This is a genomic window from Roseateles depolymerans (assembly GCF_003387155.1).
GTDB lineage: Bacteria > Pseudomonadota > Gammaproteobacteria > Burkholderiales > Burkholderiaceae_C > Roseateles > Roseateles depolymerans.
The window spans coordinates 480,682-495,155 of the sequence record NZ_QUMT01000002.1 but is presented as its reverse complement, the minus strand read 5'-3'; the positions used below and the strand labels follow the sequence as shown (position 1 = coordinate 495,155).

The window sequence follows — 14,474 nt, the reverse complement described above, 5'->3', positions numbered from 1 at the left end:
AGAAACTGGAGGCCTCAAAAGAATCAATCAGTTCACTGCGTCCTTCAGTGCCTTGCCGGGACGGAACTTCGGAACCTTGGCCGATTTGATCTTGATCGCATCGCCGGTGCGCGGGTTACGGCCGCTGCGTGCAGCGCGCTTGGTCACGCTGAAGGTGCCAAAGCCCACCAGCGACACCGAGCCGTTTTTCTTGAGCGTGGTTTTGACGCCGCCGATCAAGGCTTCCAGCGCACGCCCCGCAGCAGCTTTGGAGATATCCGCCTGCTTGGCAATGTGCTCGATCAATTCGGACTTGTTCACGAAGGTACCCCCTCTATGGTTTCAACGCGGGAGACGCCACCTTGGCGGCCGCCGCACGACCCGATCCGGTTGCGCTTCACGGGTTCACAGGGGGAAAAACATGCTGTTCCCCGTGAGGCGCGGGAAGCGGATTCTAGACGGATTCACCTCGGCGCCCGATCAGGGAAAAGTCCCGATACAAAGGACACGCTCGCCGGTCGCCCATGGCTGCGCTGGCCGTTCAGCGCACCTTGGCGCGAATTTCCGGCAGGGCTTTTTGCAGGTAATAGACCATCGACCAGATGGTCAGCACCGCCGCCAGATAAATCAGCCAGGTGCCCCACAGCCGGGTGTGGATCAGGCCGAACAGCACCCCGTCGTACAGCAGGAAGGGAATGGCCACCATCTGCACGGTCGTCTTGAGCTTGCCCAGCATGTGGACCGCCACCGAACGCGAGGCGCCGATCTGCGCCATCCATTCGCGCAGGGCCGAGATGGCGATCTCACGCCCCACGATCACCAGCGCCACCAGTGCATCGACCCGCTGCTGCTCCAGCAGCACCAGCAGCGCTGCGCAGACCAGGAATTTGTCCGCCACCGGATCGAGGAAGGCACCGAAAGAGGACGTCTGGTTGAGCTTGCGCGCCAGATAGCCGTCCGCCCAATCGGTCAGTGCCACCGTGATGAACAGCACCGTCGCGATCAGGTTCTGATGCGCGGGTGTCATCTGAAGATGGAACAGCCCCACGATCAGTGGAATGGCCACGATGCGGGCCCAGGTCAACAGGGTTGGCAGGGTCAGGAACATGGACGGGATTGTGCCCACCTTTTGGGGGTGTTCGCCCCGATCTTGCGGGTTTGCATGCAATGAATTCCTGGGGCGGGCTCGGCGCCCCCCCGCCCTGCCGCCTCAGTCCAGCGTGCGGGGCTTGAACCGGCGGTCGTTGTTGAACAGGAAGACTTCATTGAACTTCCAGGGATGCGGCAGGTGGCTCACATCGCCATAGGGAGCAGCCTTGCGCACCGCCGCCATGGCCAGTTCAATGGTGTCCACGGCCTGGCCCGGACGCCGCAGCACGCGAATGTTGCGTACCGAACCGTCGCGGTTGAGTTCGACCTCCAGCACCGGGATGGCCAGCAGCACGGCAGGCACCTCCCCCATGTACGTGCCATCGGGATTGGCGGCGACCAGGCGCAGGGCCGCCTGATGGCGCAGTTCCTCATGGGTGGAGACCGCATGCGGCGGATCCAGACGCCCCTGGGCATTGACCAGGGCGGCGGGGACCTCCGGCGCGGGCACCGGTGCGGGGGACGCTGGCGATGCGGGCCGGGCGCTGGCAGCGGGCGACGTGGCCGGCGCCGTGGCGGTTCGCTGCGACGGGCCACCGCCGCAACCGGCCATCAGCACACCAGCGCCGAGCACCGCAGCCCAGCGCAGCCCTTGCCGCAGGGTGTCACGCAGAGCGGCCAAGCTCCCCGTCACAGTGCCTGTCAGAGTCCCCGTCACAGCCCTTGTCTCAGTCCTCGTCTCAGTCCTCGTCAAAGTCGCCGCGACACCCGACATCACGTCTACCGCCGCCACTGCGACCGGCGTTAGCACGGCCTCACGGCCCTCGGTGCCCTGCACCTTGCCACCGCTGACTGCATCCTCTGCGGCCTGGCTCATCTTTGTTGAATTCATTGTCGTCACACGCATCTTTGCTGTTCAGTGCAGGGCACGGTAAATCTCTTCGGCCAGTTCACGGGAGACCCCCTTCACACTGGCCAGTTCCTCAATGCTGGCACCCGCCACCCCGCGCACACCGCCAAAGCGTTGCAGCAGCTGGGCGCGTTTCTTGGGCCCGACGCCCGGCACGTCCTCCAGCCGGGACGCCCCGGTGCGCACGGACGCGCGCTTGGCCCGCATGCCGGTGATGGCGAAGCGGTGCGCCTCGTCCCGGATCTGCGCCACCAGCATCAGCGCGGCGGAATCCCGGCCCAGATAGACCTTCTCCCGCCCGTCGGCAAACACCAGCTCTTCCAGGCCCACCTTACGGCCTTCACCCTTCTCCACGCCGACGATCAGCGACAGATCCAGGCCCAGTTCCTCAAAAACTTCACGGGCCATGGACACCTGGCCTTTGCCGCCGTCCACCAGCACCAAGTCCGGCAGGCGCCCGGTGCCATTCTGGGCAGCTTCGGCCATGCGGCTGTAACGACGTGTCAGCACCTGCCGCATGGCGGCATAGTCGTCGCCGGGGGTGATGCCTTCGATGTTGAAGCGGCGGTACTGGCTGCTCTGCATCTGGTGACCTTCGAAGACCACGCAGGAGGCTTGCGTGGCCTCGCCGGCCGTGTGGCTGATGTCAAAACATTCGATGCGGAACTTGTCCAATTCGGTGATGCTGAGATCCAGGGCATCGACCAGCGCCCGGGTGCGGGCCTGCTGGGAGCCTTCTTCGGACAGCAGCCGCGCCAGGGCCAGTTCGGCGCCCTTGGCACACATCTCCTGCCAGATGCGTCGCTGGCCGCGCGGCTGCGCCTGCGTGGTGACGCGATAACCGGCTTGTGCACTCAGGGCCTCGGACAAGGCGGGGTCGACCGCGTGAGAGAGCACCAGCAGCGAGGGCACCGGCGCTTCCAGGTAGTGCTGGGCGATGAAGGCCTCCAGCACCTGGCGTTCTGCGCTGGGCGGCGCACGACGCGGCGCCGGGGCAGCCGCCAAGGGTGCACCCTCCGAGGGGGCTGCGTCCGCAGGAGCCCCCTCCACAGGAACACCCTCCACAGGGAAGACCTCCCCTGTGACGCCCGCCACAGGGACCGCAGCGCCTTCATGGACCGAGGCGACCTCCTCCTCTGCGAGGACGACGTCATCGTCTTCCAGCAAGGACACCGCCGTCGCGTCTTCCACATGCTTGGGGAAATACGCCCGGTCGCCCAGATGTCGTCCGCCCCGCACCATCGCCAGGTTGACGCAGGCACGGCCGCCTTGCAGCCGCACCACCAGGATGTCGACATCGCGGTCGCGGCCGGTGGCACTGTTTTCATCCACGGCCTGCTGCTGCAGCACCTTGGACAGCGCAGAGATCTGGTTGCGCAGCTCCGCCGCCTGCTCGTACTGCATGCGTTCGGCATGCGCCATCATCTGCGCCTGCAGCCCGTCCATCACCTCCTGGGTCTCGCCCAGCAGGAAGCGCTCGGCATGGCTGACGTTGCGGGCGTAGTCCTCCGTCTGCCCTTCCGGCACGCAGGGGCCGGAGCAGCGGTGGATCTGGTAGAGCAGGCAAGGCCGGCTGCGGTTGTTGAAGACGGTGTCCTCGCAGGTGCGCAGGCGGAAGACCTTCTGCAGCAGCTGGATGGACTCCTTCACCGCCCAGGCGCTGGGGAACGGCCCGAAATACCGATGGCGCCGGTCCACCGCGCCGCGGTAGTAGCTGATGCGGGGCCACTGATGCCCGGACAGGCGCAGATACGGATAGCTCTTGTCGTCCCGGAACAGGATGTTGAACCGCGGGTTCAGCGCCTTGATCAGGTTGTTTTCCAGCAGCAGCGCTTCGGCCTCGGTGCGCACCACCGTGGTTTCCAGGCGGGCGATACGCGCCACCATCATGCCGATGCGGGTGCCGCCGTGGTCTTTCTGAAAGTAGCTGGAGACGCGGCGCTTGAGGTTCTTGGCCTTGCCCACGTACAGCACGTGGTCCTGGGCATCGAAATAGCGGTAGACGCCGGGCAGTGCGGGCAGGGCCGCCACTTCCGCCAGGACGCGGTCGCGCACCTCGCAGGCGGCGCGCTCCATGTCTCGCACGCGCTGGCCTTCGGCCACCTCGATGGCCTGGCCTTGCTCGTTCCAGGTCTGGGCCTGGCGGTCGCGCGGGGTGGGGTCGGTGGAATCGGAAGAAGGGGAAGCCGGCGCCGGGAGATCCGGGTCGGTCGGAATGGTGCTCATGGGCGGAATTGTGCCGCCGGATAATCCACCGATGGCCGAGCCTCCAGATTGCACCCCGACCACCGCTGCCCATCCCGTGCCCAACGACGCCTCCAACCCGCTGCTCCACGCCCCGACCACCGCCCTGCCCCACACCCTGCGCCGCTGGGACCTGTTCTGCCGCGTCATCGACAACCATGGGGATCTGGGCGTGTGCCTGCGGCTGGGGCGAGACCTCGCCGCCCGAGGTGCGCAGGTGCGGCTGTGGTGTGACGACCTGTCGGCGCTGGCGTGGATGCAGCCGACGCCTGTGCCCGGCTTGCAGGTGCTGCCGTGGCAGGAGGATGCAGGCGGCGCCATGGCGTCGTCTGCGGCCGGTGCACCCGCGTTGGCCCAGAGCAGCGAGGTGACCCACGACACGGCATCGCTCTCGCTGTCAGAGGCAGAACCCGCCGATGTGGTCCTTGAGACCTTCGGCTGCAACCTGCCACAGGTCTATCTGGCCCGCATGGCGGCCCGCGAGGTTCCACCGGTGTGGATCAACCTGGAATACCTGAGCGCCGAAGCGTATGTCGAGCGCAGCCACGGTCTCCAGTCGCCGCAGTTCAGCGGGCCGGGCGCCGGCCTGAGCAAATGGTTCTTCTACCCCGGCTTTACCTCACGCACAGGCGGCTTGCTGCGTGAACCGGCGCTGATCGATGCGGTCCAGCGGCACGACGGCCGCGCCTGGCTGGCCGAACGCGGCTGGGCGCCGGGTGCGGGCGAACGGGTGCTGAGCGCCTTTGCCTATCCGCACGCCCCCTGGGACGCGCTGCTGGAACATCTGACCGGCCCATGGCTCCTGCTGCTGTGCCCGGGAAGTGCCCAGCAGACGGTCCCGCCGCGCCTGCGACCGGGCCAGCGCAGCATCGCACTGCCCTATCTCAGCCAGGCGGACTACGACCGGCTGCTGTGGTCCTGCGACCTGAACCTGGTGCGGGGGGAAGACTCCTTTGTGCGGGCGCAATGGGCAGGGCGGCCGATGCTCTGGCAGATCTACTTCCAGGACGATGGCGCGCACGGTCCCAAGTTGCAGGCCTTCCTGGACCTGGCGTGGGACGGCGAGGATGCAGCGGTGCGGTCGTCGTGGACGCGCCTGGCCCAGGCCTGGAATGGCCTCACGTCGTGGGAGGGGGTGCCGGAGGTGACCGCTGCAAACCTTGACGCGATCGGACCGCAGAGTCTGGCCTGGCGTGCCAAATTGATGCGGCAGCCGGATCTCGTCACCCAGCTCATGGGCTTTGCCTTGGGGAAGGCGGGGCTTTCGAGCTAGAATGCGAGGCTTTTCGCCGCACCGCCTCCAGTTTGGGCCACCTGTTTTGACTGTTTTAAGGGTTTGAACGGGCGAGCCGGACTGCCATGCCTGTGGCCCCACACTGCCGGAGCAGTACGGATCTCGCCATATCAGGCACGCGGTCACCCCATCGGGCCCGCGGCCTGAGCCGCACCCCAGAGACTGTCCCGGATCTATCCCGGAATCATCATGAAGATTGCTCAAGAAATTCGCGCCGGCAACGTGATCATGCACGGCAAGGACCCGATGGTCGTGCTGAAGACGGAATACAGCCGCGGTGGCCGCAATGCCGCGACGGTCCGTATGAAGCTGAAGAGCCTGCTGAACAATTCGGGCACTGAAGTCGTCTTCAAGGCTGACGACAAGATGGACCAGATCATTCTGGACAAGAAGGAGTGCACCTACTCCTACTTCGCCGACCCGATGTATGTGTTCATGGACACTGAGTACAACCAGTACGAAGTGGAAGCCGAGAACATGGGCGACGCCATCAACTACCTGCAAGACGGCATGGAAGTGGAAGTGGTGTTCTATGACGGCAAGGCCATCTCGGTGGAACTGCCGACCAGCGTGGTGCGTGAAGTGACCTGGACGGAACCTGCCGTCAAGGGCGACACCTCGGGCAAGGTGCTCAAGCCTGCCAAGATCTCCACCGGTTTCGAAATCCCCGTGCCCATTTTCGTGGCCCAAGGCGACAACATCGAAATCGACACCCGTACGCACGAGTATCGCAAGCGCGTCTAAGCCTCACGGCTGACGCCGGGCGCCTCCCTCCCCCACGGGAGCGGGGAGCGCCCCAACAAAAAAGCAGCCCGCGGGCTGCTTTTTTTATTTCCGCTGGCTTTTCAGGTCCGTACCGTGCCGGCCCCATGATGCTTGTCGGACACGGGGCGCGCATGGCGCTTGGCCACGACCGTGGACCGACCCTGGCTTGAGGCCGCGTGACGCGAGGACCCGCCAGTCGCAGGCGCGCGAGCGGACGATGAAGACGATGGCGATCCGCCTGCGCGCGCCGAGTTCATCGTCGACCGGGCCGGCTTGCTGCTCTTGCCCGCCGCCTGGCTGCCGGACTTCGCCGGCTTGGCAGACTTTGTGGACTTGGCCGTCTTGCCGACCTTGCCGCTGCTCTTGCTGCCGTCCTGCTTGGTGGCCTTGGCCTTCTTGCTGGCCTTTTGAGACGCAGCCTTCTTCGCAGCCGGCTTCTTGGCAGCCGGTTTCTTGGCGGCGTTTTGCCGCGAGCCGGACTCCGCGGCCGCCGGTGCTGGCGTGCCGGCCACCGCTGGCGCCACCATGCCTTGCTGGGCCATCACGGGCGTCGCGAGCAGTGCGGAAACACCGATCGCCACGCCCAAGGCGGCGGACTTGATGGCGGACAAGGGGTTCATGAATACCTCGGCAGGAAAGGGTTCAGGGATGCAGCGCTGCATCGCTTGCGGCAGTCTATCGCCGCTGGGTGGGGGACCGCACAGTGAAAGGCGGGCAGGTCCCCGAGATCAGACAAACTCGCCCTGACGCAGCCATTTGGTGGCCACCCATTTTTCCCCTTCCAGCACGGGCGCGCCGCCGTGCAGGGTCAGGGTGCCGGGTTCGGGCCGGTCGTAGCTGAAGAACACGGCATTGCCTTTTTGCGCCATCACATCCAGCTTCACATCCGGGAAGACGGTCGCACCGCCGCGCGTCGGTGTATTGAGGTACATCACGAGCGTTCCCACCCGCTGCCCGCCGCGCTGCAAGATCGCCTTGCTGCTGGCATGACGCGGATCAAAGTAGTCGTAGTGGGGCTGATATTCCGCCCCGGTGCGATAGCGCAGCACCTGCAGGCCTTCGCCATTGCGCACGGGCCAGTTCAGCAGCGCGGCAATACGCGCTTCCACGCGGGCCACCACCTCGGACTCCGCGCGCTCGAAGAACATGCCTTCGCTGGTGCGGGCGGCATTCACCTCGCTGCCTTCCTTCTGTGTGGCCACTGTTTCTGACCGTGCCAGGCGCACGCTGGCGGCAGCCACGATGGCATCGCACTCCTCTTCAGTCAGCAGGCCGCCGAACACCACCACGCGCGGACGCGCCAGGCTCATCAGCACTTCCACCCGATGGCCATCGGGCAACAGCACCGAGCGCTGGTCGCCGAGATCCGGCTCGGGCACCACGCCGGGCTGCACGACGGGCTCGGCGACCACGGGCAGGCTGAGCGCCGGCTCTGCGGACGGATGCTCTTCCAGGGCCTGGCGGGCCAGATCGGGCTGCCAGCCGCTGCTGAGCATGGCTTGGTACAGCGCCTCACGTGTGATGCCGTTGTGCAGTTGCGCCGTGATCCACTGACGCAGTTCGGTGGTGAGATATTGCGAGCTACTCATGATGGTGTGCCTGCGCGTCCCTGTGGGGTGCTCCTGTATCTGATTCAGTCCGTCAGCCGGCGCCGGAACACCAGACGGTCCGGGGTACTGACCTCGGAGGCGTAAGCGTAGCCGTCCACAGCAAATTCTTGCAGAGCCGCTGGTGTCTGGATGTGATTCTGAATGGCATAACGCGCCATCAGGCCACGGGCCCGTTTCGCGAAGAAGCTGATGATCTTGTAGCGACCGCCCTTCCAGTCCTCGAACTGACATTCGATCACTCGAGGCTTGAGCGTCTTGCGGGCGGCGGCCTTGAAGTATTCCTGGGAGGCCAGGTTGACGATCACGGGCGACTGCAACTGGGCGCTGCGTTCATTCAGATGCTGCGCAATGGTGTCTCCCCAGTACGCATACAGATTGGCGCCTTTCGGATTGGCCAGCGCCGTCCCCATCTCGAGCCGATAGGGTTGCAGCCGATCCAGGGGACGCAGCACGCCATAGAGGCCGGAGAGGATGGCCAGGTGCTGCTGGGCCCACTGCAGGTCTGCCACGCTGAGCGTGCTGGCCTGCAGCCCGTCGTAGACGTCGCCATTGAACGCCAGCACCGCGGGCTTGCTATTGGCCTCGGTGAAGCGGGTGGACCATGCCTCATAGCGGGCCAGGTTCAGCGACGCCAGTGCGTCCGAGATGTCCATCAGCCCGGAAATCTCGGCTTGGCTCTTGGCCTTCAGCAACTCGATCAACTCTGCGGACTGCGGGATGAACGAGGGACGGGTGGCCAGCGCGGCGACCTCGGCCGGCGTGGGGGTGTCGTAGTCCAGTGACTTGGCGGGAGAGATCACAAACAGCATGGCGGCGATTGTCGCCGAGCGCCGGCGCACCCCGAACCAAACCGGCGCCTTGACCCACGCATGACGCGCACAGAGCCCCGCCGGCACTTACCCCGCAATGACTGGCCCTGCGACACCCCACCCCGTCACAGTTCGCAACACCTTGCCTCACGCCATGACCCGCAGAGCAGCCTCGCCGACGGTGGAGGCGGTGGAGGCGGTGGAGGCGGTGGAGGCGGTGACGGTTGCTGCGTACTGTTTGCTCGGCGCCGGAGGCAGCCATGCGGATGGCCCTTGGCCTGCTTAGCTGGCCGTTCGATGCCTCACTCGTTGCAGACCCCCCCCTACTCTCCCGCACACCACTGCTGGAGGGAGCGGCGAGCCGGGTGCTGTTTGCGGAAGTTAAGAAGGGAATGGCCGGCGAAGCCGGACAGGAATGACATGGAGCAAACAGTGCCCGGCTCGCCGCTTCCGATCGCAGTGCAAAAACCCAAAACCCTAAAAAGACAGAAGCCACCCGAAGGTGGCCAAAACCGATCACCGAGCCAAGAGCCCGTTCACCGCCGTCACGTCTTCCGGCCGCAACTGCCCTGAGGCTTGCCGCAACCGCAGGCTGTTGACCAGCACGTCATATCGAGCACGCGCCAGATCGCGCTGCGTTGTGTAGAGCTGGAGCTGCGCATTCAGCACATCCAGGTTGACCCGCACCCCGACCTTGTAGCCGAGTTGGGTGGCCTCGAGCGCCAACTGGGAGGATGCTTCGGCGGCTTCATAGGCTTTCACCTGAGCCAACAGCGACTGCACCCCAAAGAAGGCTCGCTTGGTGCCTTCTTCCACGCTGCGCTGCGCATATGCCAGATCGTTACGCGACTTCTCTTCCAGCGAGACCGTTTCACGGATTCGATTGGTGATCGCACCGCCGCTGTAAAGAGGCATGTTCAACGCCACCGCTGCCTGCGCATTGGTGGTCGTGCCGGTGTAGCTGACCCCAGTCCCGGTGGTGTGCTGGCTACCGAAGCTGCCGCTCAGGTCCACGGTCGGCAGACGCGCCGCCTTCGCCTTATCGATCTCCAACCGCGCCACATCCAGCCCCAACTGCGCCTTCCGAATAGCGGGATGACTGCTCTCCGCCGTATTCACCCAGGCATCCACGGTGGACGGCGTGACCGGCGGCAGCGCCACCGGCTGTGCCAGCGGACGCGGCTGCACGCCCACCCGGCCGACCAACTGGTCCAGCGTCACGCCCTTCACCCGAAGGTCATTGTCGGCCGCCAGTTCCTGCGCCGTTGCCAGGTCATACCGCGCCTGCGCTTCCCGCGTATCGGTGATGGTGGCCGTACCCACCTCGAAGTTTCGCTTCGCCGAAGCCAACTGCTCCGCAATCGCCGTCTTGTTCGCCTGCGTCGTCGCCAGCGCATCCTTGGCAGCCAGCACATCGAAATAAGCCGTCGCAATCCGAATGATCAGATCCTGCTCCGCCGTATCCAGATCGGACTGCGCCACCTCCACATTTTTCCGCGCCTGCTCGATGGTCACGCTGTTGCTGCGATTGAACAACGCATACGACGCCGTCAACCCCGCATTCGACACGGTGTTCCCAAACCGATCCCGCGACACCTTGCTGGGCGGATCGGTCTCGGTCCGGGTGGCGCTCACCCCCAACCCGACCTTCGGCCGGTTCAGCGCCTCGGCCTGCCCCAGCTGATACTGGGCCGAGTCTGCCACCGCACGGGCGGCCAGATAGGTGGCGTCATAGGCGCGGGCAGCTTCATACAGCTCCTGCAGGCTCTGTGCACGCACGGCGCCGGCCAGCCCGAGGGCGACCATCAACAGCGTCATCCGCAGCGGGCGGCGGGTCAGGGATGTACGGCGATCAGCGGCCATGAAGCTTCCTCTTGTCTATGTAATGTTCTCGAACAGGCAATGGGTCAGTAACGCGGCACCGATGGGTCGATCTCCCTGGACCAGGCGTCGATGCCGCCGGCGAGGTTATAGACGACATCAAAGCCTTGCCGGGTCAGAAATGCGACGACCTGCTGACTTCGGACACCGTGATGACAATAAACGGCGATGGGCTGCTCAGGATCCAGCCGCTGCAAGTCTGACGGAATATCCCCCATCGGCAGATGCAGACTGGCAAGACCCGGCACGTCAATGCGGGCCAGCGCCACCTCCCACGGCTCGCGCACGTCCAGCAGCAGCGCCGATGGCGTCTGCCGGGCCCAGGCGTCCAGTTCCTCGACAGTCAGGGTGAGCATGGTGGGAGTCGTGGGCGTGGTCGTGGGCGTGGACGTGAGCGAGCGGACGTGGGCCTGGCGGCGTGACCGTCAGAACGTGAACTGCGAACCGGCTTCGAAGCCAGGCAGGCGCTCCACCACCGTCTCGAACAGGTTCTCACGCTTGTATTCGCGCTCGCCAGTGCGGTAGGTAATGCTGGCCACCATCGCCGGCTCGTCCCCGACGATCGCGCCCAGACGGCCGCCGACCTTGAGCTGGTCCAGCAGCACCTGAGGCACCTGATGCACCGATCCGGACAGCAGGATCACGTCGAACGGCGCTTCGCCGGGCAGGCCCTTGGCACCGTCGCCCTCCACCACCGTGACGTTCAGCACCCCGGCGCGGCGCAGCGACTCACGCGCCTGCGCGGCCAGCGCGGCGTCGCGCTCGACGGTGAACACCTGTTGCACCTTGTAGCCCAGCAGCGCGGCCAGATAGCCGGTGCCGGTGCCGATTTCCAACACCTTCTCATGCCGCTTGACCTGCAGCTCCTGCATCCAGCGGGCTTCCACCCGCGGCGGCAGCGCATGGCGACCCTGACCCAGGGGCAGCTCGACGTCGGTGAAGGCCTTGTCGCGCAGCGCGGCGGGAACGAAGTCCTCGCGCTTGACGACGGCCAGCAGATCCAGCACGGAGGTGTCCAGCACATCCCAGGGGCGGATCTGCTGCTCGATCATGTTGAAGCGGGCTTTTTCGAAGTTCATGTCCAGTCCTTCCGGTGGCCCCATGGCGCACCGATGCGGGCGATATTCTAGGCGTGGGCGGCGGACCCGCCTTCATGGTCCGGGCGGTTGAGGAGTCCCTTGAAAAGCAGGTCCATGTGCAGCGCGATGACCGCTTCGGGATCTTTCTTGGGCCCCAGGTCGAGTCCGCAGGCGCCGATGGAGTATTGATGCAGCACCAGATGCAGCACCGGCCCGATGAGCACATGCACGGCCGCATCGGGGTCCACCGGGCGGAATTCGCCGCTGGCCACGCCGCGGCGGATCACTTCGGCCAGCATGTTGCAGCTGGGGTCGATCACCTCGTCCACATAGAACGCGGCAATCTCGGGGAAATTGCGGGCCTCGGCCAGCATGATCTTCATGATGCCGCCAGCAGGCGTCTGGCCCAGGCGCATCCACCATTCCTGCATCAGCCAGACCAGCAGTTCCGCCATCGGGCCCTGGTGCTTGTCCAGCTCTTCGCGCCCCTCGGCGATCTTGCTGCCCAGCGACTCGCGGATGACCGCCTTGAACAGCTCTTCCTTGGACGGGTAATACAGGTACAGCGTGCCCTTGGACACGCCGGCCCGTGCGGCCACCTCTTCCGACCGGGTCGCGGCGAAGCCTTTTTCGACGAAAAGGGCCAGGGCCGCATCCAGCAGTTCCTGCGGACGGGCTTCCTTGCGCCGCTGTCGCTGCGAGGGGGAGGCGTGGGAGGGGGATGACATGGGCGCAACTGACTAACCGGTCAGTACTGTAGCGCCGGGACCCGGGCACAGCAAGGGGCACTCACCCCCACCACCTGCCTGCTCACCGCGCTGTCTGTTCCCCGGACACTTCGAAGCTGTCTGCGGGCTGTCAGCGAGTTGTCTGTTCGCTGTCCAACGTTCATTCGGGGGTACGAAGCGCCGCGATTCGCCCGTGGGCCCCGGGCAACTCCCCTATCATGCCCCGGCCCCGCGCCGATGTCCGGAAAGCGGACGGTAGCCCACCTGGAGTTGATGTTGGACACAGTGATGTTGATCAAAGCCGCGATCATGGGGATCGTGGAAGGCCTGACCGAATTCTTGCCGATCTCCTCGACCGGCCATCTGATTTTGGCGGGCTCGCTGCTCGGCGGGTTCGATGACACCCGGGGCAAGGTTTTCGAGATTGCCATCCAGACCGGCGCCATCCTGGCGGTGATCATCGTCTACTGGCAGCGCCTGCGCGAGACGGCTGCGGGCCTGGGCAATGATGAGCGGGCCCGCCGCTTCGTGCTGAACGTGGCCATCGGCTTCCTGCCGGCGGTGATCCTGGGCCTGCTCTTCGGCAAGGCCATCAAGGCCCACCTGTTCACGCCGGTGGTGGTGGCCACCACCTTCATCGTGGGCGGCATCATCATCCTTTGGGCGGAGCGTCGTCCCGCCAGTGCCGTGCGGGTGCATGAGGTCGACCAGATGACCCCTTGGGATGCCCTGAAGGTTGGCCTGGTGCAGTGCCTGGCCATGGTGCCGGGCACCAGCCGGTCGGGCTCGACCATCATCGGCGGCATGCTGCTGGGCCTGTCCCGCAAGGCGGCCACCGACTTCAGCTTCTTCCTGGCCATCCCGACCCTGATCGGCGCGGGCCTGTACAGCCTCTACAAGGAGCGCGACTCGCTGGCGGTGGCCGATGTGCCGCTGTTTGCCGTGGGCCTGCTGTTTTCCTTCATCAGTGCCTGGATCTGCGTGCGCTGGCTGCTGCGCTACATCGCCAGCCACAGCTTCACGCCGTTTGCCTGGTATCGCATCGCCTTTGGCATCGTGGTGCTGGTGACGGCCTACACCGGCGTCGTGGTCTGGCAAGACTGAGCGGACGAAGCCGGGCGCCGGCATCCGGGCGCCCAGAGCCGGGCGCTCACAGCCGGACGCCCAGAGCCGGACGCCCTTGTGCGGAATTGGCGTCAGCCCGCCCGGCACTGTCCCTGATGCCTGCCTGGACAGGCCCTGTTCGCTAGAATCGGGCCCATGACCATCACGATCAAGACCGGCGCCGACATCGACGCCATGCGCATCGCCGGCCGCCTCGCTTCCGAGGTGCTGGACATGCTCACCCCGCATGTCAAACCCGGCGTGACCACCGAACACCTGGACAAGCTGGCGCACGACTACATCGTCAATGTGCAGCAGGCCATTCCAGCGCCGCTGAACTACCAGCCGCCCGGCTATACGCCCTACCCCAAGTCCATCTGCACCTCGATCAACCATCAGGTGTGCCATGGCATCCCCAATGACCGCCCGCTGAAAAACGGGGACATCCTCAACATCGATGTCACCGTCATCAAGGATGGCTGGCACGGGGACACCAGCCGCATGTTTGTGGTGGGGGAAGGCTCCATTGCCGCCAATCGGCTGTGCAACTTCACCTATGAAGCCATGTGGAAGGGCATCCAGAAGGTGCGACCGGGTGGGCGCCTGGGCGACATCGGCCATGCCATCCAGACCTTTGCCGAAAGCGCGGGCTTCTCCGTGGTGCGCGAATACTGCGGGCACGGCATCGGCCAGAAGTTCCACGAAGAGCCGCAGGTACTGCACTACGGCCGCCCCGGCACGCTGCAGGAGATGGTGCCCGGCATGATCTTCACCGTCGAGCCGATGATCAACGCCGGCCGCCGCGAAATCGGCGAACTGCGGGACGGCTGGACCATCGTCACCAAGGACCGCTCCCTTTCCGCGCAGTGGGAACACACCGTCCTGGTCACCGAAACCGGCTACGAGATCCTGACGCAGTCGGCCGGCACGCCGCCCCCGCCCGCCTTTGTGCTGGCGCAGACGGCTTCGGCCTGACCCGTGA

Annotated in this window: 15 protein-coding genes; 4 read left to right on the top strand and 11 right to left on the bottom strand. The window is 65.5% G+C overall.

Annotated features, from left to right (window positions below; genetic code table 11):
• Positions 1-27: 27 nt before the first annotated feature.
• The 4 genes from DES44_RS10185 to uvrC all read right to left on the bottom strand — a co-directional run bounded on the left by DES44_RS10185 (position 28) and on the right by uvrC (position 4,054).
• On the bottom strand, positions 28-300 hold the full coding sequence (locus DES44_RS10185) for an HU family DNA-binding protein (protein WP_058934838.1): 273 nt from the start codon (positions 298-300) through the stop codon (positions 28-30).
• Positions 301-520: 220 nt separating this feature from the next.
• Complete coding sequence (gene pgsA / locus DES44_RS10180; protein ID WP_058934837.1) at positions 521-1,087, bottom strand: CDP-diacylglycerol--glycerol-3-phosphate 3-phosphatidyltransferase; 567 nt, start codon at positions 1,085-1,087, stop codon at positions 521-523.
• Positions 1,088-1,189: 102 nt separating this feature from the next.
• On the bottom strand, positions 1,190-1,750 hold the full coding sequence (locus tag DES44_RS10175; protein WP_232309988.1) for an energy transducer TonB: 561 nt from the start codon (positions 1,748-1,750) through the stop codon (positions 1,190-1,192).
• A 234-nt stretch (positions 1,751-1,984) separates the two neighbouring features.
• Positions 1,985-4,054 carry an excinuclease ABC subunit UvrC gene (uvrC, locus tag DES44_RS10170; protein ID WP_058937370.1) on the bottom strand — a complete coding sequence of 690 codons (2,070 nt, stop codon included), beginning with the start codon at positions 4,052-4,054 and terminating at the stop codon, positions 1,985-1,987.
• A 181-nt stretch (positions 4,055-4,235) separates the two neighbouring features.
• On the opposite strand from uvrC, the gene earP reads away from it, so the two are divergent.
• Positions 4,236-5,495: an elongation factor P maturation arginine rhamnosyltransferase EarP gene (gene earP / locus DES44_RS10165; protein WP_116001486.1), complete on the top strand. Its 1,260-nt coding sequence runs from the start codon at positions 4,236-4,238 to the stop codon at positions 5,493-5,495.
• Positions 5,496-5,705: 210 nt separating this feature from the next.
• A complete protein-coding gene (gene efp / locus DES44_RS10160) occupies positions 5,706-6,260 on the top strand; it encodes an elongation factor P (protein ID WP_058934835.1) in 555 nt (184 codons plus the stop codon).
• Between the two features lie 101 nt (positions 6,261-6,361).
• Here efp and DES44_RS10155 read toward each other — a convergent pair whose 3' ends face one another.
• From DES44_RS10155 to DES44_RS10125, 7 genes are all read right to left on the bottom strand, one after another.
• Positions 6,362-6,901 carry a hypothetical protein gene (locus DES44_RS10155; RefSeq protein ID WP_147307045.1) on the bottom strand — a complete coding sequence of 180 codons (540 nt, stop codon included), beginning with the start codon at positions 6,899-6,901 and terminating at the stop codon, positions 6,362-6,364.
• 108 nt (positions 6,902-7,009) lie between these two features.
• The gene (locus DES44_RS10150) at positions 7,010-7,870 is read right to left on the bottom strand and encodes a 2OG-Fe(II) oxygenase (protein WP_058934833.1); all 861 of its coding nucleotides are present in this window, start codon (positions 7,868-7,870) and stop codon (positions 7,010-7,012) included.
• A 44-nt stretch (positions 7,871-7,914) separates the two neighbouring features.
• The gene (gene yaaA / locus DES44_RS10145) at positions 7,915-8,700 is read right to left on the bottom strand and encodes a peroxide stress protein YaaA (protein WP_058934832.1); all 786 of its coding nucleotides are present in this window, start codon (positions 8,698-8,700) and stop codon (positions 7,915-7,917) included.
• A gap of 516 nt (positions 8,701-9,216) precedes the next feature.
• Positions 9,217-10,563 (bottom strand): TolC family outer membrane protein, encoded by a 1,347-nt coding sequence (locus tag DES44_RS10140; protein WP_058934831.1) that lies wholly within the window; start codon positions 10,561-10,563, stop codon positions 9,217-9,219.
• A 44-nt stretch (positions 10,564-10,607) separates the two neighbouring features.
• The gene (locus tag DES44_RS10135; protein WP_058934830.1) at positions 10,608-10,937 is read right to left on the bottom strand and encodes a rhodanese-like domain-containing protein; all 330 of its coding nucleotides are present in this window, start codon (positions 10,935-10,937) and stop codon (positions 10,608-10,610) included.
• A 69-nt stretch (positions 10,938-11,006) separates the two neighbouring features.
• Positions 11,007-11,660, bottom strand: a complete 654-nt coding sequence (locus DES44_RS10130) for a protein-L-isoaspartate O-methyltransferase family protein (RefSeq protein WP_058937369.1) — start codon at positions 11,658-11,660, stop codon at positions 11,007-11,009.
• 47 nt (positions 11,661-11,707) lie between these two features.
• Positions 11,708-12,388 (bottom strand): TetR/AcrR family transcriptional regulator, encoded by a 681-nt coding sequence (locus DES44_RS10125; protein WP_058934829.1) that lies wholly within the window; start codon positions 12,386-12,388, stop codon positions 11,708-11,710.
• A 276-nt stretch (positions 12,389-12,664) separates the two neighbouring features.
• Here DES44_RS10125 and DES44_RS10120 point away from each other — a divergent pair, with 276 nt between their 5' ends.
• On the top strand, positions 12,665-13,492 hold the full coding sequence (locus DES44_RS10120; protein WP_058937368.1) for an undecaprenyl-diphosphate phosphatase: 828 nt from the start codon (positions 12,665-12,667) through the stop codon (positions 13,490-13,492).
• 156 nt (positions 13,493-13,648) lie between these two features.
• On the top strand, positions 13,649-14,467 hold the full coding sequence (gene map / locus DES44_RS10115) for a type I methionyl aminopeptidase (protein WP_058934828.1): 819 nt from the start codon (positions 13,649-13,651) through the stop codon (positions 14,465-14,467).
• Positions 14,468-14,474: the final 7 nt, after the last annotated feature.

Excerpts from the sequence above, each read along its gene's own strand:
- earP (WP_116001486.1), top strand. The coding sequence starts at position 4,236 with ATGGCCGAGCCTCCAGATTGCACCCCGACCACCGCTGCCCATCCCGTG.
- pgsA (WP_058934837.1), bottom strand. The coding sequence starts at position 1,087 with ATGTTCCTGACCCTGCCAACCCTGTTGACCTGGGCCCGCATCGTGGCC.
- DES44_RS10155 (WP_147307045.1), bottom strand. The coding sequence starts at position 6,901 with ATGAACCCCTTGTCCGCCATCAAGTCCGCCGCCTTGGGCGTGGCGATC.
- DES44_RS10125 (WP_058934829.1), bottom strand. The coding sequence starts at position 12,388 with ATGTCATCCCCCTCCCACGCCTCCCCCTCGCAGCGACAGCGGCGCAAG.
- DES44_RS10150 (WP_058934833.1), bottom strand. The coding sequence starts at position 7,870 with ATGAGTAGCTCGCAATATCTCACCACCGAACTGCGTCAGTGGATCACG.
- uvrC (WP_058937370.1), bottom strand. The coding sequence starts at position 4,054 with ATGGAGCGCGCCGCCTGCGAGGTGCGCGACCGCGTCCTGGCGGAAGTG.
- DES44_RS10135 (WP_058934830.1), bottom strand. The coding sequence starts at position 10,937 with ATGCTCACCCTGACTGTCGAGGAACTGGACGCCTGGGCCCGGCAGACG.
- DES44_RS10140 (WP_058934831.1), bottom strand. The coding sequence starts at position 10,563 with ATGGCCGCTGATCGCCGTACATCCCTGACCCGCCGCCCGCTGCGGATG.
- efp (WP_058934835.1), top strand. The coding sequence starts at position 5,706 with ATGAAGATTGCTCAAGAAATTCGCGCCGGCAACGTGATCATGCACGGC.
- DES44_RS10130 (WP_058937369.1), bottom strand. The coding sequence starts at position 11,660 with ATGAACTTCGAAAAAGCCCGCTTCAACATGATCGAGCAGCAGATCCGC.
- yaaA (WP_058934832.1), bottom strand. The coding sequence starts at position 8,700 with ATGCTGTTTGTGATCTCTCCCGCCAAGTCACTGGACTACGACACCCCC.
- map (WP_058934828.1), top strand. The coding sequence starts at position 13,649 with ATGACCATCACGATCAAGACCGGCGCCGACATCGACGCCATGCGCATC.